Below are 22,167 nucleotides of genomic sequence, written 5' to 3' on the forward strand. Positions count from 1 at the left end.
TCATGCAGTGGTTACTTGGCTTGAACGCCCTTTTCCACGACTGCATCGCTAGCGACTACTGCCGTTACGGCCGCTACCGGGCTTTTTGCCATCGTCAATTTGTATGGCTCGACCGGCGTCACGCACAGGGCGTCGGAAACGATGGTGCGGTTCAGAATTGCCTTGTACAGATCGTTAGGCACGGCGCTGTAGCGGCGTACCGGGTCGCGTTCGCTAGGCTGGGCCAGCGACAGGTAGTCGTCGCGGTTCAGCGCGCCGCCACCGGCACGTGCCGATTCCACCCATTTGTCGAAGTCCGCATCATTGACACCGTGGAACTTGAAGCGCATGCCCGAGAAACCGGCACCGCTGTAGTTCGCGGAGAAGCCTTTATAGACACCCGGCTTGTTGATGACGGCATTCAACTGCGTTTCCATGCCCGGCATGGCGTAGATCTGACCTGCCAGTGCGGGGATGAAGAACGAGTTCATGACGGACGACGCGGTGATCTTGAAGCGGATCGGACGATCGACGGGCGCGTACAGTTCATTCACGGAAGCGATGCCTTGCTCCGGGTAGATGAACAGCCATTTCCAGTCCAGGGCCACGACTTCGACGATCATCGGCTTGTGGCTGGCGGGAATGGGACGGTTGGCGTCGATACGGCTCAATGGGCGGTATGGATCGAGGGTGTGGGTGCTGATCCAGGTCAGCAGGCCCAGCACGATGATGATCAGCAGGGGCGCGCCCCAGATAATCAGCTCGAGGCGAGTCGAGTGGTCCCAGTCCGGCTCGTATTTGGCCGCGGTGTTGTTTTTTCTATAGCGCCATGCGAACAGCAGGGTCAGGGCGATTACCGGAACGATAATCAACAGCATCAGCAATGTCGAGATGACAATCAGATTGCCTTGCTGAACTGCGATGTCGCCAGACGGATTCAGTACCACCGTATTGCAACCAGCCAACAATGCGAGAGGTAAAAGAAGCAGTCCGCGACGAACTTTTAATGAAAACATACAGGAAAGTCCAGTACAGGGGATGAAGATATGGTACTGTATTCTCACTGGAGCGCACTGGCAATTGGACGTTTTGTCCTACCCCTTGCTCGGACTTTCACTTGGTAGACGAGGACTTCTCCTACAACTATCTAATGAATAGTCCTGCTCCGGGCGTGAGACACCCGGGGTAAGTTACGCGTTGGCCGAACTCGAAACGATATTGGAGACGATCATCATGTCCAGCACGCGCACACACAGCGGCGATGTACCCGCCGACTTTTCCCCCCACTCCCTGCGCGACGCACGCGGGGCCGGTACGGTCGAATCGCATATCGACCCCGGTGAGATCGCCGTCGGCGTGATCATCGGCCGCGCTTCCGAATACTTTGACTTCTTTGTTTACGCCATCGCCTCGGTGCTGGTGTTTCCGCGCGTCTTCTTCCCGTTCGAAGAACGCCTGGAAGGGACGTTATATGCGTTCCTGATTTTCTCATTCGCCTTCATCGCCCGTCCGTTCGGCACCGTGATCTTCATGGAAATCCAGCGCCGCATGGGACGCAGCGCCAAGCTGACGTTCGCCCTCTTCCTCCTGGGCGTGTCGACGGCCGGCATCGCCTTCCTGCCGACCTACTCCCACCTGGGCTTTGCCGCCATCATCTGGCTGTCCGTGCTGCGCATCGGCCAGGGCGTCGCCCTGGGCGGTTCCTGGGATGGCTTGCCATCGCTGCTGGCCCTGAACGCGCCGGAAAACAAGCGCGGCTGGTACGCCATGCTGGGCCAGCTGGGCGCGCCCGCCGGCTTCCTGATCGCCGCCGGCCTGTTCTGGTTCATGCTGACCAGCCTGACGGATGAAGACTTCCTCGACTGGGGCTGGCGCTATCCCTTCTATGTCGCCTTCGCCATCAACGTCGTGGCCCTGTTTGCCCGTTTGCGCCTGGTGTCGACGAATGAATATGCGCGCCTGCTCGACGAACGCGAACTGCAGCCCGTGAGCGTGTTTGAAATGAGCCGCGGCCAGGGCCGCAACGTGCTGATCGGCGCCCTCGCCGCGCTGGCCAGCTACGCCCTGTTCCACCTGGTCACCGTGTTCCCGCTGTCGTGGATTTCCGTCTACCAGACGCGTTCGGCCCCGGACTTCCTGCAAATCCAGATGCTCGGCGCCGTGCTGGCCGCCATCGGCGTGGTGATTTCCGGCTTGCTGGCCGATAAAGTGGGCCGCCGCACCACCCTGGGCGTGCTGGCCGTGCTGATCGCCATCTTCAGCGCCTTCGTGCCGACCCTGATGGGCGGCGGCAATACCGGCCAGAATGTGTTCATCCTCGTGGGCTTCAGCCTGCTGGGACTGTCCTACGGCCAGGCTGCCGGCGCCGTGACGGCCAACTTCCCTGCCCGCTTCCGCTATACGGGCGCGGCCCTGACGTCCGACCTGGCCTGGCTGGTCGGCGCCGGTTTCGCCCCGCTGGTGGCGCTGGGCCTGTCGGCCAACTTCGGCCTCGCCTATGTCAGCTTCTACCTGCTGTCGGGCGCCGTCGCCTCGCTGGCCGCGCTGAGCCTGAACCGGGCGCTGGAAATCCGCGACTGACATATATATAGAGGCAAATCGGGTGGCAGCGTGCTGCCACCCGACAATACCCAAGAAACGCCGGCACCGTCCGGCGTTTTTTCATGCCCGCTCCTTGGCCAGGCTTACTGTATCGCCAGCTGCCGCCCGCCCGTGCCCTCCTTCTTCGGCAAGTCCAGCAGCAGCACGCCATTTTCATAGCGCGCCTGCGCGCCGGCCTCGTCCACCTCGTGCGGCAGCACGAAGCTGCGGTATTGCTGGCCATACTCGCGTTCGCTGCGCACGGTCTTGCCGCCGCCGTCGCGCGTCACTCTTTCATCCTTGAGTTCGGCACTGATGGAGACGCGGCTCCCGTCGATGGAGACCTTGATATCGTCCTTGTTGACGCCTGGAATGTCTGCCTGCACCTGATAGGCTTGCTCGGTTTCGGAAATATCGACGCGCATGCGTGACGAACCCGCATCGCGCAAGCGCAAGGCGGGCGCGAAAAAGTCATGCATGAAATCTTCCATGTCGCTGAACGGGTCGAAACGTGCCAGCGGGTTTTGCGGATCGCGACGCATCAATTGATTAGCCATGATGTCCTCCTGCATGGGTTGGTTTGCACACGGCGGTCGTCGCAGGGACGCCGCCACCTCCTGCATCTTAGGATGCGAACCGTTTGTCTCTTTGATCTGCCTCAATCGCGGCCAGCTTGATTTTTCCCCGACGATCATCTGTGCGCTGGCGCGCTTTGCATCGCCTTACGCGTCGGCAATTTAGCGCAAGACTGTTATGCTAGCGCACGCTATGCTTGACCACCAGAAACCTTGCATTTCAATTAAAATTGACTTTTTCGCGACAGCCTTACACGGACATGATGAATACCAAGACCCCGATCGACTCCTTCAGCTTTCGCCGCATCCTCGCCCGCAACGTTACCTTGCCGCTGCTTATCGGGATCGTCACGGCCCTCGTCTTTGTCGGCTTGATCGCCTACCTGCTCTCGGCCCTGCGCTCGGTCGAGCATTCCGAACGGGTGATCGGCAACGCCAACGAGGTCATGAAGCTGTCCGTCGACCTGGAAACAGGCATGCGCGGCTACCTGCTGACGGGCGATGAAACGTTTTTGGCGCCGTATAAATCGGGCAAGGCAAAGATCGCCGTGGAAATGAACACGCTGCTCGAGCTGGTGTCGGACAACTCCATCCAGGTGGACCGGCTGCGCCGCATCCGCGCGCTGCAAGGCCAGTGGATGGAGTACGCGGAAGCCGTGATCGCCCAGCGCCGCAACAACCAGGAATTCCTCGCGCGCGTGCGCCAGGGCGAAGGGAAGCTGGAATTCGACGAAATCCGCCGCGAATTTCTCACCTTCCTGTCCATGGAGCAGCGCCTGCGCCAGGAGCGGGCCGACTCGGCCGAGGGCCGCACCATGCTGGCCGTGGTGGTGTTCCTGATCCTCAGCCTGGGCATGTCCGGCTTGCTGGCCTACCTGGGACGGCGCGAACTGCTGCGCCTGTCCGATATCTATAACGATGCGCTGGAGCAGCGCGGCAAGGACAACGACGTGCTGCAGGAGCAAGCATGGCTGCGCACGGGACAGACGGAGCTGGCGGCCCACACGAGCGGCCAGCTGGGCCTGCCGCAACTGGGACGGCACGTGCTCGATTTCCTGGCCCACCGGCTGGAAGTGGCCGTGGCCACCCTGTACGTCGTCGACGAGGATGGCAGCCTGCGCCGTACTGCCGTGTACGGCTTCAACGAACAGGGCGTGAAGGAAAAACAGGTGTTCAAGCTGGGCGAAGGCCTGGTGGGCGAGACGGCGCGCGAAAAACGCCTCAAGCATGTGCAGCAAGTGCCCGAGAATTATCTGACCGTGACGTCGAGCCTGGGCAGCGGCGCGCCGCTGGAACTGGTGTTGGTGCCCGTCAACAATGAAGGCGTCGTCAACGGCGTCATCGAACTGGGCTTTACGCATCCCGTCAGCGCCCGCGCCAAGGAGTGGCTGAACCTGATTGGCACCAATATCGGCACCTCGCTGGAAGCGGCCCTGTACCGCCAGCGCCTGCAAAATGTACTGGAAGAAACGCAGCAATTGAATGAAGAACTGGAAGTGCAGCAGGAAGAACTGCGCACGGCCAATGAAGAGCTGGGTGAGCAATCGCGCGTGCTGGAACAGTCGCAAGCCCACCTGGAAGAGCAAAAAGCGGCGCTGGAACAGTCGAACGAGCAGCTGGCCGTGCAGGCGCTGTCGCTGGACCAGAAGAACATGGCGATCGTCCAGGCGCACGCCCAGCTGGAAGCGCGCGCCGAAGAGCTGCAGCGGGCCAGCCGCTACAAATCCGAGTTCCTGGCGAACATGTCGCATGAGCTGCGCACGCCGCTGAACAGCTCGCTGATCCTGTCGAAGCTGTTGTCCGACAACAGCAGCGGCAACCTGACGCCGGAACAAGTGACGTTTGCGCAAACCATCTATTCGGCCGGCAATGACCTGTTGACCCTCATCAACGACATCCTCGACATTTCCAAGGTCGAGGCGGGCAAGCTGGAATTGACGCCGGACGCCGTGCCTTTCGACGAGCTGCTCAGCAGCATGAAGATGCTGTTCGGCGCCCAGGCGCAGCAAAAGAAACTGGTGTTTGACGTCAAGGTGGCGCCGGACACGCCGCCATCGTTCGTCAGCGACCGCCAGCGCCTGGAGCAGATCCTGAAAAATCTGCTGTCGAACGCCATCAAGTTTACCGATGCGGGCACGGTGTCCCTGCACGTGAGCGCCGATGCGGCGGGCCAGGTGCGCTTCCAGGTGCAGGATTCGGGCATCGGCATCGCCGACGACCAGCAGCACAAGATTTTCGACGCCTTCCACCAGGCCGACGGCACCACCAGCCGCCGCTATGGCGGCACGGGCCTGGGCCTGTCGATTTCGCGCGACCTGGCCGCCTTGCTGGGCGGCGGCATCGAGCTGGCCAGCACGCCGGGCCAGGGCAGCACGTTTACCTTGGTGCTGCCGGCCGTCATGCCGGAACGCGCGGTGGAGGCGGCGGCAGCGCCCCACGCCGCGCCGCAAGCGCCCGCAAAAACCGCGGCCGCCGCACCGAAGGCGGCGCCTGCCGCCAAACCCGTGCCGCTGCCCACGTTCCAGGATGACCGCGATAGCGTGCCCCCCGCCAAGACGGGCCAGCGTTCCGTGCTGGTGATCGAGGATGAGCCGTCGTTTGCCGGCATCCTGTTCGACCTCGCGCATGAAATGCAATACCGCTGCCTGGTGGCGCACGGCGCAGACGAAGGCTTGCGCCTGGCGGAAGAATTCCTGCCCGACGCCATCCTGCTCGACATGGGCTTGCCGGACCGCCCTGGCTTGCTGGTCTTGCAGCAATTGAAGGAAAACCCGATAACCCGCCACATTCCCGTGCACATCGTCTCCGGCAACGACCAGATCCAGGAAGCCATGCAGCTGGGCGCCATCGGCTACGCCACCAAGCCGCGCACGCGCGAACAATTGAAGGAAGTGTTCCACAAGCTCGAATCAAAATTCACGCAGCAGATGAAGCGCATCCTGCTGGTCGAGGACGATGAACGCCAGCGCGAAAGCGTGGTCCACCTGATCAGCGACAACGACGTGGAAATCACGGCCGTGGCGCTGGGTGAACAGGCGCTGGAACTGCTGAAGACGCAAATTTTCGACTGCATGATCATCGACTTGAAGCTGCCCGACATCCAGGGCAACGAATTGCTCGAACGTATGGAACATGAAGAATTGTGCTCGTTCCCGCCCGTCATCGTCTACACGGGCCGCAACCTGAGCCGCGAGGAAGAAGCGGATTTAATGAAATATTCGCGCTCGATCATCATCAAGGGCGCCCGTTCGCCCGAGCGCCTGCTCGACGAAGTGACCCTCTTCCTGCACAAGGTGGAGTCGGAACTGTCGAGCGAGCGCCAGGGCATGCTGCAACAGGTGCGCAGCCGCGAGCGCGTGTTTGAAGGGCGCAAGATTTTGCTGGTGGACGACGACGTGCGCAACATCTTTGCCCTGACGAATGCGCTGGAACAGAAAGGCGTGGTGGTGGAAATCGGCCGCAACGGCTTCGAAGCCATCAGCAAGCTCAACAGCGTGGACGATATCGACCTGGTGTTGATGGACGTCATGATGCCGGGCATGGACGGCCTGGAAGCGACGCGCCTGATCCGCGCCGATGGCCGCTACAACAAGCTGCCCATCATCGCGATTACGGCCAAGGCCATGAAGAATGACCAGGAAGAATGCCTGCAGGCGGGCGCATCCGACTACCTGGCCAAGCCGATCGACCTGGACCGTCTGTATTCGCTGCTGCGCGTGTGGATGCCGAAGATGGAACGCATCTGATGCCACGCCACGCGATGGAAAGCCGCTGATGTCCCCGCGCTACACGGACGAGCAGCTGCATGCGCTGATGGAAGCCATCTATCAGCGCTACAGCTACGACTTTCGCGACTATTCCCTGCCCTCGCAGCGCCGCCGCCTGAACCAGGCGCTCGAGCGCTTCCATTGCGCCGACTTGCCTGCCTTGCAACAGCAAGTGCTGGACGACGCAGCCAGCTTTGGCAAGCTGCTGCAGATTTTGACCGTGCCCGTCACGCAGATGTTCCGCGACCCGGCGTTTTTCCTCGCCTTGCGCGAACACGTGGTGCCCGTGCTGAAAACCTACCCGTCGCCGACCATCTGGGTGGCCGGCTGCTGCACGGGCGAAGAAGCGCTGTCGCTGGCCATCGTGCTGCACGAGGAAGGCTTGCTCGAACGCAGCACGATCTACGCCACGGACATCAATCCGCAGGCGCTGGCCACGGCCGCGCGCGGCGTGTATCCGCTGCACCGGCTCGAGGAGTATGGCGCCAACTACCTGGCAGCGGGCGGCCTGGGCCAGCTGGCAGACTACTACACGGTCGAGCATGCCACGGCGCGTTTCCAGCAGCGTCTGCTCGACAGTATCAACTTTGCCGACCACAGCTTGTCCACGGACAGCGTTTTTATCGAAACGCAATTGATTTTGTGCCGTAACGTACTGATTTACTTCAACAAAACCTTGCAGGAGCGGGCCCTGGGCCTGTTCCACGACTCGCTGTGCCACCGGGGTTTCCTGGGTCTGGGCAGCAAGGAAAGCACGCATTTCACGCGCTTTGCCGCCGACTTCGAGCCATTGCCGGGTCCCGAAAAGCTCTACCGCAAGCGTGCGCCGTCGCACGCCGCTTCCCATTACGCTGGGCGGCACATGCCAGGATTGAAACATGATGAATGAAACAAGCACCAAACTGCTGATCGTCGATGACTTGCCGGAAAACCTGCGCGCGCTCAATGCGCTGATCCGCGAGAGCGACCGCAGCGTCTACCAGGCCTCGTCGGGCGAAGAAGCGCTGGCCCTGCTGCTCGAACACGATTTCGCGCTGGCCATCCTCGACGTGCAAATGCCGGAAATGGATGGCTTTGAGCTGGCGCAACTGATGCGCGGCACGGAAAAGACGCGCCATATCCCCATCGTCTTCGTCACGGCGGCCGGCAAGGAAATGAATTTCGCCTTCCAGGGCTATGAAAGCGGCGCCGTCGACTTCCTGCACAAGCCGCTCGACATCAATGCCGTGCAAAGCAAGGTCAACGTGTTCGTCGCCCTGCACCAGCAGCGCAGCGAGACGCGGCGCCAGGTGCAGGCGCTCGAGCACAGCCGCCAGCAGCAGGAAGCGTTATTGAAGGAATTGCGCGCCACCCAGGCTGAACTGCAGCGCTCGCTGCGCCTGCGCGACGAATTCATGTCCATGGTGGCGCACGAGCTGCGCACGCCCCTGAACACGCTGTTTCTCGAGACGCAGATGCGCACCGTGAACCTCGAGCGGGGCAATCTGGCCGCCTTCGAGCCGGAAAAGCTGGGCAAGATGGTGGCGCGCGACGGGCGGCAAATCCGCAGCATGGTGCGCCTGATCGACGACATGCTCGACGTGTCGCGCATTACCAGCGGCAAGCTGTCTATCCGCCGCGAATCGGTCGACCTGACCAGCCTGGTGCGCCGGGTGGCCGACGACCTGTCGCCGTATGCCGCCGCGGCCGGCAGCGTGCTGGAAGTGCTGGCCTTCGAACCCATCCACGGTTACTGGGATGCCTTCCGCGTCGAGCAAATCGTTGTCAACCTGATCAGCAATGCCGTGCGCTACGGCCAGGGCCAGCCCGTGGAAATCAGCCTGGCGCACACGCAGAACAGCGCCGTCATCGAAGTGCGCGACCATGGCATCGGCATCAACGCGCGCGACCAGGAGCGCATCTTCGACGCCTTCGAGCGCGTCATGCACCAGGACCGCACCGGCGGCCTGGGCCTGGGCCTGTTCATCACCAAGCAACTGGTCGACGCGCATGGCGGCGCCATCACCCTGCAAAGCCAGCCCGGCAATGGCGCCCTGTTCAGCGTCACCCTGCCGCTGGCCGGCAGCTGAGGCCGGCATGACCATCACACCCGCCCCCCGCGGCCAGGCCGGCGCCAGCGGCGTCGCCTTCTTGCTGCAGCTGGAACGCCGGCTGCGGCTGCTGCAGGACACGGGCGAGATCCTGTCCCTGTCGGCGCAGCTGCTGGGACAGCGCCTGGGCGCCCAGCAAGTGGCCTGTTTCGATATCGACCAGAGTCTGCAATGCCCTACCCTGCAGCATGCGTGGAGCGACGGCCTGGCGCCCGGTGCCGCCGGCGAGTATTTCCTCGGCGATTATGCCGCACGCCTGGCCGATGCGCTGGCCGCAGGCCAGGCGCTGGCCGTCAGCGATGTGGCGAGCGACCCGCGCACGGCCATGCCGGCCGCGCTGGCCACGTTTGCGCGCCTGGGCATCCGTGCCTTCCTGAACATTCCCATTGCCAAGGAAGGCCGGCTGGCGGCCCTGTTCGTCGTGCACAGCAGCGCGGCACGGCTGTGGCATGCGGACGAAATCGAACTGGCCGTGCAAGTGTCGGAACGGGTCTGGTCGACCATTTTGCGGGCCCGGGCGGAATCGCGCCTGCGCGCCCTCAGCGCCACCATGGAAACACAGGTGGCCGAGCGCACGCGCGAGTTCGGCCGCACCTGGAACGTCAGCCCCGACTTGCTGGGCGTGCTCAACCTCGACGGCTATTTCGAACACTCGAACCCGGCCTGGCAAGCCACCCTGGGCTGGTCGGTCGAGGAAATCCGCACGACGAAATTTTTTGAACTGATCCATCCCGAAGACTTGCCGCGCACCCATGCGGCCTGGGAGGCGGCCAACCAGGGCCAGCCGGCGCTACGCTTCGAAAACCGCTACCGCCACAAGCTGGGCGGCTGGCACTGGCTGTCGTGGGTGGCCGTGCCCGAGGGCGAGAAGGTGTATTGCAGCGCGCGCGACATCACCGTGGAAAAGAAGCTGGAAGCGGACCTGGCCGCGCGCAACAGCGAGCGCGAACGGCTGTGGCGCAGCGCGCAAGACCTGATGGTGGCCATCGATGCCGAAGGCTGCTTTACCGCCGTCAACCCGGCCGCCAGCGCCATCCTGGGCTGGCTGCCCGAGGAAATGCTGGGCCGCAGCCTGTTCGACTTCGTGCTGCCCGAGGATGCCGCCGCCACGCGCCAGGCGCTGGCGCAAGTGTCGCGGGAAGCCATGCCCAGCTTTGAAAACCGCTACCGGCACCGCGATGGCGGCCACCGCTGGCTGTCGTGGGTGGCGGCGACCGAAGGCGACCTGGTGTTTGCCACCGGGCGCCACGTCACCCTGGAAAAGGAAGCGCAAAGCACCTTGCTCAGCATGCAGGAATCGTTGCGCCACAGCGAAATGGCGCTGCTGCAATCGCAAAAACTCGAAGCGCTGGGCAAGCTGACGGGCGGCGTGGCCCATGATTTCAATAACGTCCTGCAAATTATTTCGGGCAATCTGCAGCTGCTGCAAATGACCCTGGACGGCGACCCGCTGGCCGCCAAGCGCATTGCCAGCGCCTCGGCCGCCGTGGAACGGGGCGCCAAGCTGTCGGCCCAGCTGCTGGCGTTTGCGCGGCGTCAACCGTTGAAACCGCTGGTGACGGACCTGGCGCAACTGCTGCGTTCGACGGAAGAGCTGCTGCGGCGCGCCACGGGCGAAACCATCGAAACGCGTTTGCTGCTGTCCGACGACTGCTGGCGCGCGCTGGTCGACCCGCACCAGCTGGAAAACGTCATCCTCAACCTGGCCATCAACGCGCGCGACGCCATGAATGGCCAGGGCCAGCTGACCATCGAACTGAGCAACAGCGTGCTGGACAGCGGCTACGCGGCGCGCCATGCGGACGTGGCGCCCGGCGACTACGTGCAGCTTGCCGTCTCGGATACGGGCACGGGCATTCCCGCCGAGCTGCTGGACAAGATTTTCGAACCGTTCTTCACGACGAAAAGCGAGGGCGAAGGCACGGGACTGGGCCTGTCCATGGCGTACGGCTTCCTGCGCCAGAGCGGCGGCCACCTGACGGTGGACAGTTTGCCAGGCCACGGCAGCACCTTCCGCATCTACCTGCCGCGCTCGCTCGAAGCGGAAACGGAACTGCCGCTGCAACTGGGCGGTCCCGTGCTGGGCGGCAAGGAAACCATCCTCGTCGTGGAAGACGACGTGCAAGTGCAGACGACGGTGGTGGACATGCTGCGCGGCCTCGGCTACGTCGTGCTGCGCGCGAGCGACGGCGAAAGCGCGCTGGCCATCGTTGGCAGCGGCGTGCCCATCGACCTGCTGTTTACGGACGTGGTAATGCCGGGCAAGGTAGCCAGCACGGAACTGGCGCGCCAGGCCCGCTTGCTGCTGCCGCAGCTGGCCGTGTTGTTTACCTCGGGCTACACGCAGGACGCCATCATGCAGGGCGGCCGGCTGGAACCGGGCGTCGAGCTGCTGAGCAAACCCTACCGGCGCGAAGACCTGGCGCGGCGCATCCGCCACCTGCTGGCCAACGGCCGCCATGTGACGGCCCTGCACCAGTACCGTGCGCAGCTGGCGCCGCAGCCTGCGCCGGCGCTGCCGGAGGGAAGGCATATCCTGTTGGTGGAAGACAATGCCGACGCGCGCGCCATGACGAGCGAACTGCTGGCCATGCTCGGCCACACGGTGCTGGCCGTGGGCACGGCCGAGGAAGCCCTGCCGCTGCTGGGCACGCCGGGACTGGATCTGCTGCTGACCGATATCAGCCTGCCGCAGATGTCGGGCGTCCAGCTGGCCGAGCTGGCGGCGCGCGACTATCCGCAGCTGGAAGTGGTGTTTTCCACCGGCCATGCGCCGGCCAATTCCGGCGTGCTCGACCCGCAGGCGCGCTTCCTGGTGAAACCATTTACCGTCAAGCAATTACAGCGGGCCTTGCTGCCGCCAGGTCAGTAGACGTCGAGCCGGCGTGCCTTCAGTGCGCTGGCCAGCTCTTCCAGGCCAAACGGCTTGCGCAGGAAGCGCGCGCTGGCGTCCTGCATCAGGCTGGCGCCCCAGTCGTGTCCTGAAGCAAACACCACGTCCAGCTGCGGCCAGTGCGCGCGCGCATGGCGCGCCAGCTCCAGGCCGGACATGGTGGGCAGGCTGATGTCCGTCACCAGCACGTCCAGGCCCGGCATGGCCAACAGCGGCATGGCCGCTTCCGCGCTGGCCACGCCGTGCACGGTGTGCCCCAGCATATTGAGCATCTCGGTGGTCATTTCGCGCGCATCGTCATTGTCTTCCACCAGCAGGATGCGCCGCCCGGACGGATCGGGCGCGCCCACCAGGCGGCGGTCGGCCAGCAAATGGCGGATGCGCCGCGCCAGGTCTTCGCGCCGGTAGGGTTTGCTCAACAGCTCGACGCCAGCGTCCAGCCGCCCGCCGCGCATGATGGCGTTATGCGTATAGCCCGAGGTAAACAGCACGGCCAGGTCCGGCAGCAGCAATCTCGCCTGCTGCGCCAGCTCCTTGCTGCTGACGGGACCGGGCATGACGACGTCCGTAAACAGCAGGTCGATGGCCACGCCCGTGCCCAGCAGGGCCAGCGCCGAGGCGCCGTCGTCCGCATGCAGCACGTCGTAGCCGAGGCCGCGCAGCATGTCGACCACCGTGTGCTGCACGGGCGCGTCGTCTTCCACCACGAGGATGGTCTCGCCGCCGCCCAGCACGGGGCCCGTCAGGCCAGGCGGCGGTTCGGCCAGCTTTTCCAGCGAACGGGGCAGATAAATTTTAAAAGTCGTGCCCGCACCGGGCGCGCTGTGCACCTTGATGTGGCCCGCGCTTTGGCGGATGAAGCCGTACGCCATGGACAGGCCCAGGCCCGTGCCCTCGCCTTCCTTTTTCGTCGTGAAGAACGGTTCGAATATCTGGTCGATCACGTCGCGCTCCATGCCGTGGCCCGTGTCGGTGATGGTCAGCAGCACGTATTGCCCCTCCAGCACATCGGCATGCAGGCTGGCATAGGCGGCGTCGAGCGTGACGTTACTCAAGGTAAACGTGAGGCGCCCGCCCTTGTCCATCGCGTCGCGCGCATTGATGGCCATGTTCAGCAGCACGTTTTCCATCTGGTTCGGGTCGACCAGGGTATGCCACAAGCCTTCGCTGATGAAGGTTTCCTCGGTAATCGCCTCACCCAGGGCGCGGCGGATCAGCTCATGCATGCGGCGCAGCAGCCGGCCCAGGTCCGTCACCAGCGGTTTTAATGGCTGGCGCCGTGCAAAGGCCAGCAGTTGCGACGACAGCTTGGCGCCCCGCTCGACGGCCGAGGCGGCTGAATCGAGGCGCCTGGCCGCCTGCGGATTATCGGCCACAGTCAGCTTCAGCAACTGCAAATTACCGGAGATAATTTGCAGCACGTTATTGAAATCATGGGCCACGCCGCCCGTCAGCTTGCCGATCGATTCCAGCTTTTGCGCCTGCAACAAGGCTTGCTCGCTGCGCACCAGCGCCAGACGCGCCTCTTTTTCATCGGTGACGTCGCGGCCGATGGCGTGGATCAGCTTTTGCGCCGGCACGGCCGTCCAGGAAATCCAGCGGTAGCCGCCATCGCGCCGGCGGTAGCGGTTTTCCATGCGCAAGGTGGGTGCGCCGTGGGCCAGGCGCGACAAGTCCTGCAGGGCCGCCATGCGGTCGTCGGGATGCACGAGGCTGATGAAGTCCATGCCCAGCGATTCGATTTCCGGGCGCTCGAGGATCTTGCTCCATGCGGGGTTGACGGCAATGATCATGCCGGACAGGTCCGCCACCAGCATAATGTCGGTGGACAGCCGCCACATGCGGTCGCGGTCTGCCGTGCGGTTGGCCATTTCCACTTCCAGCGAGGAATTCAGGTAGGCCATCTTTTCCAGCACGTTCTTCTGTTCCTGCACGTCCGTATTCGTGCCCACCCAGCGCAGTACCTTGCCCGCCTCGTCGAACAGGGGCAAGGCGCGCGCCAGGAACCAGCGGTAGGCGCCGTCGCTGGCGCGGCGCATGCGGAACTCCTGCTCATAGGCGCTGGCGGTGGCGACGGCCCGGTCCCAGCTTTTCTGCGTGATCTGCACATCGTCCGGATGCACGCAGTGGCGAAAGCCGCTCGATACAAGCGACTTCATCGATTGCCCTGTGTATTCGCACACCTGTTCGTTGACCCAGTAAGTGGCGCCGCTGCCATGCGCCAGCCAGGCCTGGTTGGGCATGGTCGAGGCAAGCGAACGGAACTGCGCCTCGCTGTCGAGCAAGGCGTTGCGCGCCTGCCAGTGTTCGTCGATATCTTCGCAGGAGCCATACCATTTCACGGCCTGGCCGCGCTCGTCTCGCCGGCAATACGCGCGCGAATGCACCCAGCGGTACTGGCCATCCTGCCGGCGCACGCGCATTTCCTGGTCCAGGGGTTGGCCGCTGCCCACCGCTTCGCTCCACGCCGCCAGTGTACGGGGTACGTCCTCGGGATGGATGGCGTCCAGCCAGCTGGTGCCGAGGCCGCTGCCGCCCGTCCAGTCGCGCCAGCGCTGCGCCACATAGTCGAGCTTGCCGTCGAGGTCGGCCGTCCACAGCACTTGCGTGTTGAGCTCGATGGCGTAATGAAAGTGTTCGCGGCTGTCGTGCAGCGCCTGTTCCAGCTGGCCCCGCTCGATGACATGCGCGGCCACGCGCGCGGCCAGCGCCAGCAGTTCGATTTCCGGTTGCGTGGGATGGCATGTCGCCTGGAAAAACAGGCCCAGCACACCCAGGATATGCCCCTTCGCGCCAAAGACGGGGGCGACCCAGCAGGCGCGGTAGCCGTGCAGCATGGCTTCCTTGCGTCCCGCGCTCCAGTGCACGTCGCGCGTGATGTCGCCGCAATATACGGGCGCGCCGGAAAAGGCCGCCGTGCCGAATGGAGAAGGCTGTTCGCCGCCGTGGCGCAGGGCCAGGCACAGGTCTTGTGGCAGGCTGGGCGCGGACAAGCCGCAAAAGCGGTCGGCCTCGTCGATGAGCACCAGGCAGGCATGCGCGCCGCCCTCGGCCAGGTCTTGCAGCGCCAGCAACAAATGCTCCAATGCCTGGGCCAGGTCGGCGCCTGCCGCGATGCTGCCCAGCGCACTATGTTCGGCGTCCAGCAAGGAAAGAATGTTGTTTGCGTGCACCGTGTCGATAAGGGGAAAACTGATGCCCGAAATATACCATGGGGCAACGCTCTTGCAGGAGGAAAACAGCATGCCCCTTGATCTCTCCCCCCACGCGACCCTATGCTAAAGTGTTGCTCTCTTCTCAAGCGAATCCCAGCATGCCTACCACCTTGCCGTCCTCCCTGATCGCCACCGCCCTGCTCGCCTCCGTCCAAGGCGCCGTCGCCGCCCCCATGAGCCTCGACGATTACCTGGCCCTGAGCGGCCCCGCCCCCACGGCGCAGATCGCGTATGGCCCCGCGCCGTCGCAATACGCGCAGCTGTTCCGGCCCGAAGGCAGCGGCCCGTTCGCCGTCGTCGTGCTCGTCCATGGCGGCTGCTGGACGGTGGCCTTCGGCGGCATCAAACAGATGCGCAACGTGGCCGGCGCCCTCGTCGCGCAAGGCATCGCCGTGTGGAACGTCGAGTACCGCCGGGTCGACGAGCCGGGTGGCGGCTATCCGGGCACCTACGAAGACATGCACGCGGCGCTCGACAGCCTGCAGCAGCACGCGCCCCAGTACCAGATCGACACGAGCCGCATCGTCGCCATGGGCCACTCGGCCGGCGGCCAGCTGGTGCAGTGGATCGCCGGCCGCGAAAAGCTGCCCAGGACCAGCCCCCTGTACCGCGACACCTACCTGCCGGTAAAAAACATCGTCAGCCTGGGCGGCCTGGCCGACCTGCGCCATGAAAAGGAGTTGATCAAGACCAGCTGCGAGCGCGACATCGCGCAACTGGCAGGCAGCGCCAGCACTGAGCGTCCCGACATCTACAGCGACACCAACGCCGCCGACCTGATCCCCAACGGCAGCCGCACTGTGCTTGCCACGGGCGAGCTAGACACCATCTCCCCGCCCAGAGTCGCGCACGACTACGCGGCCAGGGCACTCAAGGCCGGCGACCATGCGGAAGTGCTAATCTTGCCCGGCGCCAGCCATTACGATGAGATTGCGGCGACGTCGAATGCTTGGGGGATAATTTTGCCGGTGGTGCGGGAGATGTTGGAGATGGCGGATGAAAAGGTGCAGTAAATGGGGCAGCATCCGCCTCAAACTTCACCCTGCATGTGCTATGTGATCAGTTACAATCAGAAGGAATAGCGTATAGCGTCAGAACGAAAGTCTACAACATGAGAGTAGTGAAAATTTGGGACGCGGATATTTATCGAGACGGCGGATCATATGGCTTTTGCTTTGATGCCGATGATGGTCACTGGTACGAGTTGTTCATGCAAACCACTGCGTTCGATGACGATAAGAGCGCCACGCACCGCCCTCCCGTCATTTACTTTGAAGGCTGCAATAGCGGACATGTCGTTCAAAACCTTTCATGGGATGAAGCAAAGGTCTTTATCAAACACCTGTCCTACAACAATCATCGCTTCAGCGAATTAGCGCTCATCGTCGCAAATGAAGGTCGCGAACTTACCGGCTGAGATTGTCCGCCACCCAGTTCGATCGCCACTCGTGGCCTGGAATTTAATTCAACTATAAATTTTTCAACAAGACTGCGATCCTTTTCCGTTTTGTCATTCTTCCAGTGAACAATGGTTCCGCGGTTTGGGGGCAGGCCGCGCCTTTGCGAGCAGACAACGACAGCAAGAACCCGCCCGCGCCTCGAACGAAGGCTGCCCGGGCCCAGCGGGCCTGAAAAATGGCCAGGGCAAGGCGCGCGGGCGAAGACAGTACGCATGTACGGCGAGCCCAAGCAACGCAGCCATGGCCATTTTCTCAGGCCCGCGGCTCTGGCCCGCCGTTCAAAACAATACGCTCACTGAACACGCGCCAGGTACTGCGCCAGCTGGGCAAACGTCGCCTTGAACCCCTGCTTCATCGACTCAAACCCCTGCTTGAACGTCTCATGCTGCTCATCCGTCGCCTTGTGCGGCGTCGACCGCAAGGTCATCGTCGTCTTGCCGTTTTCCTCGGTAAGCGTCATGACGTTGAACGATTCCAATGGCCAGGTCGCGCTAACCGGATGCTGCACGGCATTGCCCTGCTTGTCGGCGAAGGACAGGATCGAGACGATCTTTTCCGGCGCTTCAATGGCCTGGTAGGTGAACTTGCCCCACATCTCGTAGCCATTGTCGGCGCGCATGCCGTAGTGGAAGACGCCGCCCGGCCGCAAGTCCAGCGCCAGCACGCTCAATTCGAAGCCGACGGGGCCCCACCACTGGGCCAGGCGATCGGGCTCCACCCACGACTGGAACACCAGTTCGCGCGGCGCGTCGAAGGTTTGCGTGATGACAAAGTCGCTGCTGTCGCGGTGCTGTCCGTCCTGCTTCTGTTTTTCCGTCGTCATGCTGTCTCCTGATGGTGATGGGCTGACTGTTAATGTACCAGCGGCGCCAACAAACGGAAAGGCCTGTACGCCTGTCAAACCAGCATGCTAGAATATTAGTTAGACACCTAACCATTAGACGACTCACCTTATGATTTCTATCGAAGAGCGCTTTTCCGCCGCGCTCCACAAGACGGCGCGCGGCTGGCGCCATGCCATCGACCGGCGCCTGAAAGACCTGGACCTGGGGCAAGCGAGCTGGATGTGCATCGCCATGATCGCCAAATCGCCGCAGCCGCCCTCGCAAAGCGAGCTGGCCCATCAACTGGGCGTGGAAAACCCCACCATGGTGTCGATGCTGGACCGGCTCGTGAAATCGGGCTTCGTGCAGCGCCAGCCGTCGGAAACGGACCGCCGCGTGAAACTCGTCGTGCTGACGGAAGCTGGCCTGCAGGTGTATGACACGGTGCGCAAGGAAGCGGACGGTTTCCGCAAGGAGCTATTGCAGGGTATTGATCCCGATCAACTGCGGGCCGCCACCGAACTGCTGGAAGCCTTGCAGGCGGCCACGGAGAAATCCGCATGAGTTCGGCCACAGCCAGCGCCATACCGGCGCTGCCCGCTTCACAGGACCCTACCTTGAACCGGCGCATGATCACGATTTCGATCATGCTCGCCACCATCATCCAGGCGCTCGACGGCACCATCGCCAACGTCGCCCTGCCCCACATGCAAGGCAGCCTGTCCGCCTCGCAAGACCAGATCACCTGGGTGCTGACCTCGTTCATCGTCGCCGCCGCCATCGCCACGCCCCTGACGGGCTGGCTGTGCGACCGTTTCGGCCAGAAAAACACCTTTCTCGTGTCGGTCGCCGGTTTTACGCTCGCCTCCGTGCTGTGCGGCCTGTCCGGCACCCTGTCCGAGATCGTCGCCGCCCGCTTGCTGCAAGGCGTGTTCGGCGCGGCCCTCGTGCCGCTGTCGCAGGCGGTCTTGCTTGACATCAATCCACGCGAAAAACACGGCTCGGCCATGGCCATCTGGGGCATGGGCGTAATGATCGGCCCCATCCTGGGACCGACCTTGGGCGGCTGGCTGACGGACAGCTACAGCTGGCGCTGGGTCTTCTTCATCAACATCCCCATCGGCGCCATGGCCTTCTATGGCATCTGGCGCTACATCCGCAAGGACCCGCCCAACCGCCGCATGAACTTTGACATGTTCGGCTTTGCCACCTTGAGCCTGTCCATCGGCGCGCTGCAGATGCTGCTGGACCGGGGCGAGCAGAACGACTGGTTTTCCTCGACGGAAACGTGGATCGAAGCCATCGTGCTGGCCATGAGCCTCTGTTACTTCATCGCCCACACGGCGCTGCGCCCGGCCGGCAAGTCCTTCCTCGACTACCGCCTGCTGAAGAATTCGAACTATGTGAGCGGCCTGCTGTTCATCTTCATCGTCGGCATGGTGCTGTTCGCCACCCGCGCGCTGACGCCGTCGATGCTGCAAGGCTTGATGAATTACCCGGCGGCCATTGCCGGCCTGGTGACGGCGCCCAGCGGCCTGGGCACGATGCTGGCCATGCTGATCGTCGGCAGGCTGACGGGCAAGATCGATACGCGCATCCTGCTGGGCGTGGGCTTTTCGATTACCGCGTTTTCGCTGTGGCAAATGGCCAATTTCACCCTGGACCTCGTGCCGAAGACGGTCGTATGGAACGGCATCATCCAGGGCATCGGCCTGGGCCTCGTCTTCGTGCCGCTGAGCGCGGCCACGTTCGCCACCCTGTCGCCGCAGATGCGGGCCGAAGGCACGGCCATCTACAGCCTCGTGCGCAATATCGGCAGCAGCATCGGCATCGCCCTCGTGCAAACCTTGTTGGTGCGCAATACGCAGATTGCCCATGCCTCCCTGACGGAACACATCACTATCGCCAACCCGGCCCTGCATGACCCCGGTATCGCCCAGGTGTTCGACCTCGGCACGAGCACGGGCATGGCGGCGCTGAATGGCGAAATCACGCGGCAGGCGTCGATGATCGCCTACCTCGACGACTTCTGGCTGATGATGTGGCTGACCATCCTCGTGCTGCCGCTTTTGCTCCTGATCAAACCACCAAAGAAGAATGCGCCCGTCGTGGTCGACCACGCGGCCATGGAATAACCCTCATGCACACACCGATGAAACTCTCCCTGAGCGTCCTGGCGCTAAGTTTATCCCTGGCAGGCTGCGCCAGCATTCCGCCCGACACGCAACAGCTGCCGCAACAAGACCTGGCCACCGTGCAACTGGCGGCCGACATCCACCTCGCCAGCGAAGGCTGGCCCGCCGCCCAGTGGTGGCGCCAGTTCCAGGACGATCAGCTGGACCAGCTGATTGAACAGGCGCTGGCCGCCAGCCCGAACCTGGCGGTGGCGAATGCCCGCATCGGCTCGGCCCTTGCCGCGTTTGACGCGCAACACGCGCAGCGCGGCCCCAGGGTCGACCTGGACGCCAACGCCAGCCGCCAGCGCTATTCGGGCAACGGCCTGATGCCCGCCCCCATCGGCGGCAATTACTACAACGAGGTCACGGTGGGCGTGCAAGCCCATTACGACCTGGACTGGTGGGGCAAGCATAAGGCGCAGATCGCCGCCAGCCTGGGCGAAGTCAACGCGCGCCGTGCCGAGTATGCGATGGCGGAACAGATGCTGGCGGCCGAGATCGCCCGCCACTACTTCAGCATGCAAAACGGCTGGGCCCGCATGGACAACCTGCATGCGCTGGTCAAATTGCAACAGCTGCTGGTGCTGGACAAGGAAAAGCGCATCGCCAACGGCCTCGGCGTGAGCGACGACCATCTGTCCGCGCAAACGCGTTTGAGCTTGCTGCAGCAGCAGATCGCCCTGCTGGAAACGCAGGTCGTCACGGAACGGGAAGCCTTGCGCGCCCTGGTCGGCGGCGACAGCTCGGCGCTGGCCAGCCTGCAGCCGAGACAGGCCCAGGCGCTGCCGCATGCCCTGCCCGGCAAGCTGGGCATGGAATTGCTGGCGCGCCGGCCCGACTTGCAGGCGGCGCGCTGGCGAGTGCAAGCATCGATGAGCAAGATCGAGGCGGCGCAGGCGGCGTTCTACCCCGATATCGACCTGGGGGCCTCGTTCGGCCTCGATGCCATCAAGCTGGGCAAGCTGCTGCAATCGGGCAGCCGCACCCTGTTCATCGGCCCCGCCCTGTCCTTGCCCCTGTTCGACAGCGGCCGCCTGCAGGCGCAGCTTGCCGGCGCGCGCAGCGAACGCAACGAGCTGATCGCCGACTACAACCAGAACGTCTTCAATGTCGTGCGCGACGTGGCGCAGGCAGGCGCCAGGGTGCAAGGCGTGGAAAATCAGCTGCGGCTGCAGCAGGAAAACCTGCGCGCCAGCGAAGCGCAGCTGCGCAACGCCAATGCCCGCCTGAAACAAGGTCTGGCCGACCGCGCCACGCAACTGAACGCGGAAATGACCGTGCGCGGCCAGGTGGACCTGGGCATGCAGCTGCAAAACCAGCGCCAGAACGCGGAAATCAGCCTGACCGTGGCCCTGGGCGGCGGCTACCGGGGCAGCAGCGACTTTGCCGCCACGACGACTCAACAATAACGATCGATTACGGAACACATCATGAGCAGCGACACCACAGCCACCACCACCTCCACCGAACAGCCGGGCAAGCGCAAGGCCGTCCTGATCGCCATCACGGCCGCCTTTCTCGTGGCGGGTGCCGCCTGGACCGCCTACTATCAACTGGTGCTGTCCAGGGAAGAAGTGACGGACAACGCCTATGTGGGCGGCAACCTCGTCACCCTGTCCGCCCAAGTGACGGGCAATGTCGACGCCATCCGCGCCGACGAAACGCAGATGGTCAAGGCGGGCGCCCCGCTGATCACGCTGAACGCCATCGATGCGGACCTGGCCCTGAGCCAAGCCGAGGCGCGCCTGGGCAACGTCGTGCGCCAGGAGCGCGAACGCTATGCCAGCGTGGCGCAGTACGACGCCGTCATCGAGCAGCGCCGCCTGGCGCTGGCCACGGCGCAGGGCAACCTGGCCCGCCGCGCGCCGCTGGCGGCGGACCATACGATCTCGGGCGAAGATCTTGTTCATGCGAAACAGGCCGTCGACGACGCCAAAGCGGCCTTGATCGTGGCGCAGCGCCAGGCCGAGTCGGCCAAAGCGGGCGTGAGCGGCGTGAACCTGGCCAGCCATCCGGCCGTGCTGTCGGCCAAGGGCGACGTGCTGCAGGCGTGGCTGGCCGTGCGCCGCAACGCCGTGGTCGCGCCCGTTTCAGGCTATGTGGCCAAGCGCAGCGTGCAGCTGGGCACGCACGTGACGCCGGGCACGCCCCTGATGTCCATCGTGCCGCTCGACCAGTTATGGGTCGACGCGAACTTCAAGGAGTCCGAATTGCGCAATATCCGCGTGGGACAGGCGGCGACCATCGAAACGGATTTGTATGGCAGCAAAGTCGTCTACCACGGCAAGGTGCTGGGCATGTCGGCCGGCACGGGCAGCGCGTTTTCGCTGTTGCCGGCGCAAAACGCCACGGGCAACTGGATCAAGGTGGTGCAGCGCGTGCCCGTGCGCATCACGCTGGACCCGAAAGAGCTGGCCGCCCACCCGCTGCGCATCGGCCTGTCGACGACGGTGACGGTCGACACCAGCCATGGCGAAGGGGCAACCCTGGACCAGCCGATGGTGGCGTCCACCGTCTACACTACCCAGGCGCTGAGCCAGCCCGTGGACGAGGCGGAGAAGATGGCCGATGCCATCATTGCGCAAAACCTACTGAATTGATGCGTAG

The 22,167-nt window shown here is 63.7% G+C and carries 15 protein-coding genes; 11 read left to right on the forward strand and 4 right to left on the reverse strand.

The genetic code is table 11. The annotated features are described in order from the left end of the window. Positions 1–11: 11 nt before the first annotated feature. Positions 12–995 (reverse strand): ubiquinol oxidase subunit II, encoded by a 984-nt coding sequence (gene cyoA, locus D9M09_RS13190; RefSeq protein WP_230537640.1) that lies wholly within the window; start codon positions 993–995, stop codon positions 12–14. Between the two features lie 217 nt (positions 996–1,212). Here cyoA and D9M09_RS13195 point away from each other — a divergent pair, with 217 nt between their 5' ends. Next, complete coding sequence (locus D9M09_RS13195; protein WP_070288561.1) at positions 1,213–2,559, forward strand: MFS transporter; 1,347 nt, start codon at positions 1,213–1,215, stop codon at positions 2,557–2,559. Positions 2,560–2,663: 104 nt separating this feature from the next. On the opposite strand, the gene D9M09_RS13200 is transcribed toward D9M09_RS13195, so the two are convergent. Further along, positions 2,664–3,116, reverse strand: coding sequence for an Hsp20/alpha crystallin family protein (locus D9M09_RS13200; RefSeq protein WP_070218889.1), 453 nt, complete (start codon positions 3,114–3,116; stop codon positions 2,664–2,666). 281 nt (positions 3,117–3,397) lie between these two features. Between D9M09_RS13200 and D9M09_RS13205 the strand changes: the two genes are divergently transcribed. From D9M09_RS13205 to D9M09_RS13220, 4 genes are read left to right on the forward strand one after another with little or no spacing between them, the layout of a single operon-like run. After that, on the forward strand, positions 3,398–6,880 hold the full coding sequence (locus tag D9M09_RS13205; protein ID WP_121671075.1) for a response regulator: 3,483 nt from the start codon (positions 3,398–3,400) through the stop codon (positions 6,878–6,880). Positions 6,881–6,908: 28 nt separating this feature from the next. Next, positions 6,909–7,790: a CheR family methyltransferase gene (locus tag D9M09_RS13210; protein WP_121669515.1), complete on the forward strand. Its 882-nt coding sequence runs from the start codon at positions 6,909–6,911 to the stop codon at positions 7,788–7,790. Further along, a complete protein-coding gene (locus D9M09_RS13215) occupies positions 7,780–8,970 on the forward strand; it encodes a hybrid sensor histidine kinase/response regulator (RefSeq protein WP_070218328.1) in 1,191 nt (396 codons plus the stop codon). Before D9M09_RS13210 ends, D9M09_RS13215 begins: the two co-directional genes overlap by 11 nt. A gap of 7 nt (positions 8,971–8,977) precedes the next feature. Next, positions 8,978–11,863: a hybrid sensor histidine kinase/response regulator gene (locus D9M09_RS13220; protein ID WP_162995668.1), complete on the forward strand. Its 2,886-nt coding sequence runs from the start codon at positions 8,978–8,980 to the stop codon at positions 11,861–11,863. Here the strand turns inward: D9M09_RS13220 and D9M09_RS13225 are convergent. Then, positions 11,857–15,129, reverse strand: a complete 3,273-nt coding sequence (locus tag D9M09_RS13225; protein ID WP_240453634.1) for a PAS domain-containing protein — start codon at positions 15,127–15,129, stop codon at positions 11,857–11,859. The genes D9M09_RS13220 and D9M09_RS13225 overlap by 7 nt on opposite strands. A 68-nt stretch (positions 15,130–15,197) precedes the next feature. On the opposite strand from D9M09_RS13225, the gene D9M09_RS13230 reads away from it, so the two are divergent. Then, positions 15,198–16,112, forward strand: coding sequence for an alpha/beta hydrolase (locus tag D9M09_RS13230; protein ID WP_121669517.1), 915 nt, complete (start codon positions 15,198–15,200; stop codon positions 16,110–16,112). Between the two features lie 98 nt (positions 16,113–16,210). After that, positions 16,211–16,516 (forward strand): hypothetical protein, encoded by a 306-nt coding sequence (locus tag D9M09_RS13235; protein WP_121669518.1) that lies wholly within the window; start codon positions 16,211–16,213, stop codon positions 16,514–16,516. 335 nt (positions 16,517–16,851) lie between these two features. Here the strand turns inward: D9M09_RS13235 and D9M09_RS13240 are convergent, their stop codons facing one another. After that, entirely contained in the window at positions 16,852–17,382 is a 531-nt protein-coding gene (locus D9M09_RS13240) for an SRPBCC family protein (protein WP_121669519.1), read from the reverse strand. A 130-nt stretch (positions 17,383–17,512) separates the two neighbouring features. Here D9M09_RS13240 and D9M09_RS13245 point away from each other — a divergent pair, with 130 nt between their 5' ends. From D9M09_RS13245 to D9M09_RS13260, 4 genes are read left to right on the forward strand one after another with little or no spacing between them, the layout of a single operon-like run. Then, positions 17,513–17,947 (forward strand): MarR family winged helix-turn-helix transcriptional regulator, encoded by a 435-nt coding sequence (locus D9M09_RS13245; RefSeq protein WP_121669520.1) that lies wholly within the window; start codon positions 17,513–17,515, stop codon positions 17,945–17,947. Continuing rightward, a complete protein-coding gene (locus tag D9M09_RS13250; RefSeq protein WP_121669521.1) occupies positions 17,944–19,518 on the forward strand; it encodes a DHA2 family efflux MFS transporter permease subunit in 1,575 nt (524 codons plus the stop codon). Before D9M09_RS13245 ends, D9M09_RS13250 begins: the two co-directional genes overlap by 4 nt. 5 nt (positions 19,519–19,523) lie before the next feature. Beyond that, positions 19,524–20,969 (forward strand): efflux transporter outer membrane subunit, encoded by a 1,446-nt coding sequence (locus D9M09_RS13255; RefSeq protein ID WP_240453635.1) that lies wholly within the window; start codon positions 19,524–19,526, stop codon positions 20,967–20,969. 21 nt (positions 20,970–20,990) lie between these two features. Beyond that, positions 20,991–22,160, forward strand: coding sequence for an efflux RND transporter periplasmic adaptor subunit (locus D9M09_RS13260; protein ID WP_121669523.1), 1,170 nt, complete (start codon positions 20,991–20,993; stop codon positions 22,158–22,160). Positions 22,161–22,167 lie beyond the last annotated feature (7 nt).

Source organism: Janthinobacterium agaricidamnosum, from assembly GCF_003667705.1.
Lineage (GTDB): Bacteria > Pseudomonadota > Gammaproteobacteria > Burkholderiales > Burkholderiaceae_D > Janthinobacterium.

Excerpts from the sequence above, each read along its gene's own strand:
- D9M09_RS13215 (WP_070218328.1), top strand. The coding sequence starts at position 7,780 with ATGATGAATGAAACAAGCACCAAACTGCTGATCGTCGATGACTTGCCG.
- D9M09_RS13235 (WP_121669518.1), top strand. The coding sequence starts at position 16,211 with ATGAGAGTAGTGAAAATTTGGGACGCGGATATTTATCGAGACGGCGGA.
- D9M09_RS13245 (WP_121669520.1), top strand. The coding sequence starts at position 17,513 with ATGATTTCTATCGAAGAGCGCTTTTCCGCCGCGCTCCACAAGACGGCG.
- D9M09_RS13255 (WP_240453635.1), top strand. The coding sequence starts at position 19,524 with ATGCACACACCGATGAAACTCTCCCTGAGCGTCCTGGCGCTAAGTTTA.
- D9M09_RS13230 (WP_121669517.1), top strand. The coding sequence starts at position 15,198 with ATGCCTACCACCTTGCCGTCCTCCCTGATCGCCACCGCCCTGCTCGCC.
- D9M09_RS13260 (WP_121669523.1), top strand. The coding sequence starts at position 20,991 with ATGAGCAGCGACACCACAGCCACCACCACCTCCACCGAACAGCCGGGC.
- D9M09_RS13210 (WP_121669515.1), top strand. The coding sequence starts at position 6,909 with ATGTCCCCGCGCTACACGGACGAGCAGCTGCATGCGCTGATGGAAGCC.
- D9M09_RS13205 (WP_121671075.1), top strand. The coding sequence starts at position 3,398 with ATGAATACCAAGACCCCGATCGACTCCTTCAGCTTTCGCCGCATCCTC.
- D9M09_RS13195 (WP_070288561.1), top strand. The coding sequence starts at position 1,213 with ATGTCCAGCACGCGCACACACAGCGGCGATGTACCCGCCGACTTTTCC.
- D9M09_RS13250 (WP_121669521.1), top strand. The coding sequence starts at position 17,944 with ATGAGTTCGGCCACAGCCAGCGCCATACCGGCGCTGCCCGCTTCACAG.
- cyoA (WP_230537640.1), bottom strand. The coding sequence starts at position 995 with ATGTTTTCATTAAAAGTTCGTCGCGGACTGCTTCTTTTACCTCTCGCA.
- D9M09_RS13225 (WP_240453634.1), bottom strand. The coding sequence starts at position 15,129 with ATGCTGTTTTCCTCCTGCAAGAGCGTTGCCCCATGGTATATTTCGGGC.
- D9M09_RS13240 (WP_121669519.1), bottom strand. The coding sequence starts at position 17,382 with ATGACGACGGAAAAACAGAAGCAGGACGGACAGCACCGCGACAGCAGC.
- D9M09_RS13220 (WP_162995668.1), top strand. The coding sequence starts at position 8,978 with ATGACCATCACACCCGCCCCCCGCGGCCAGGCCGGCGCCAGCGGCGTC.
- D9M09_RS13200 (WP_070218889.1), bottom strand. The coding sequence starts at position 3,116 with ATGGCTAATCAATTGATGCGTCGCGATCCGCAAAACCCGCTGGCACGT.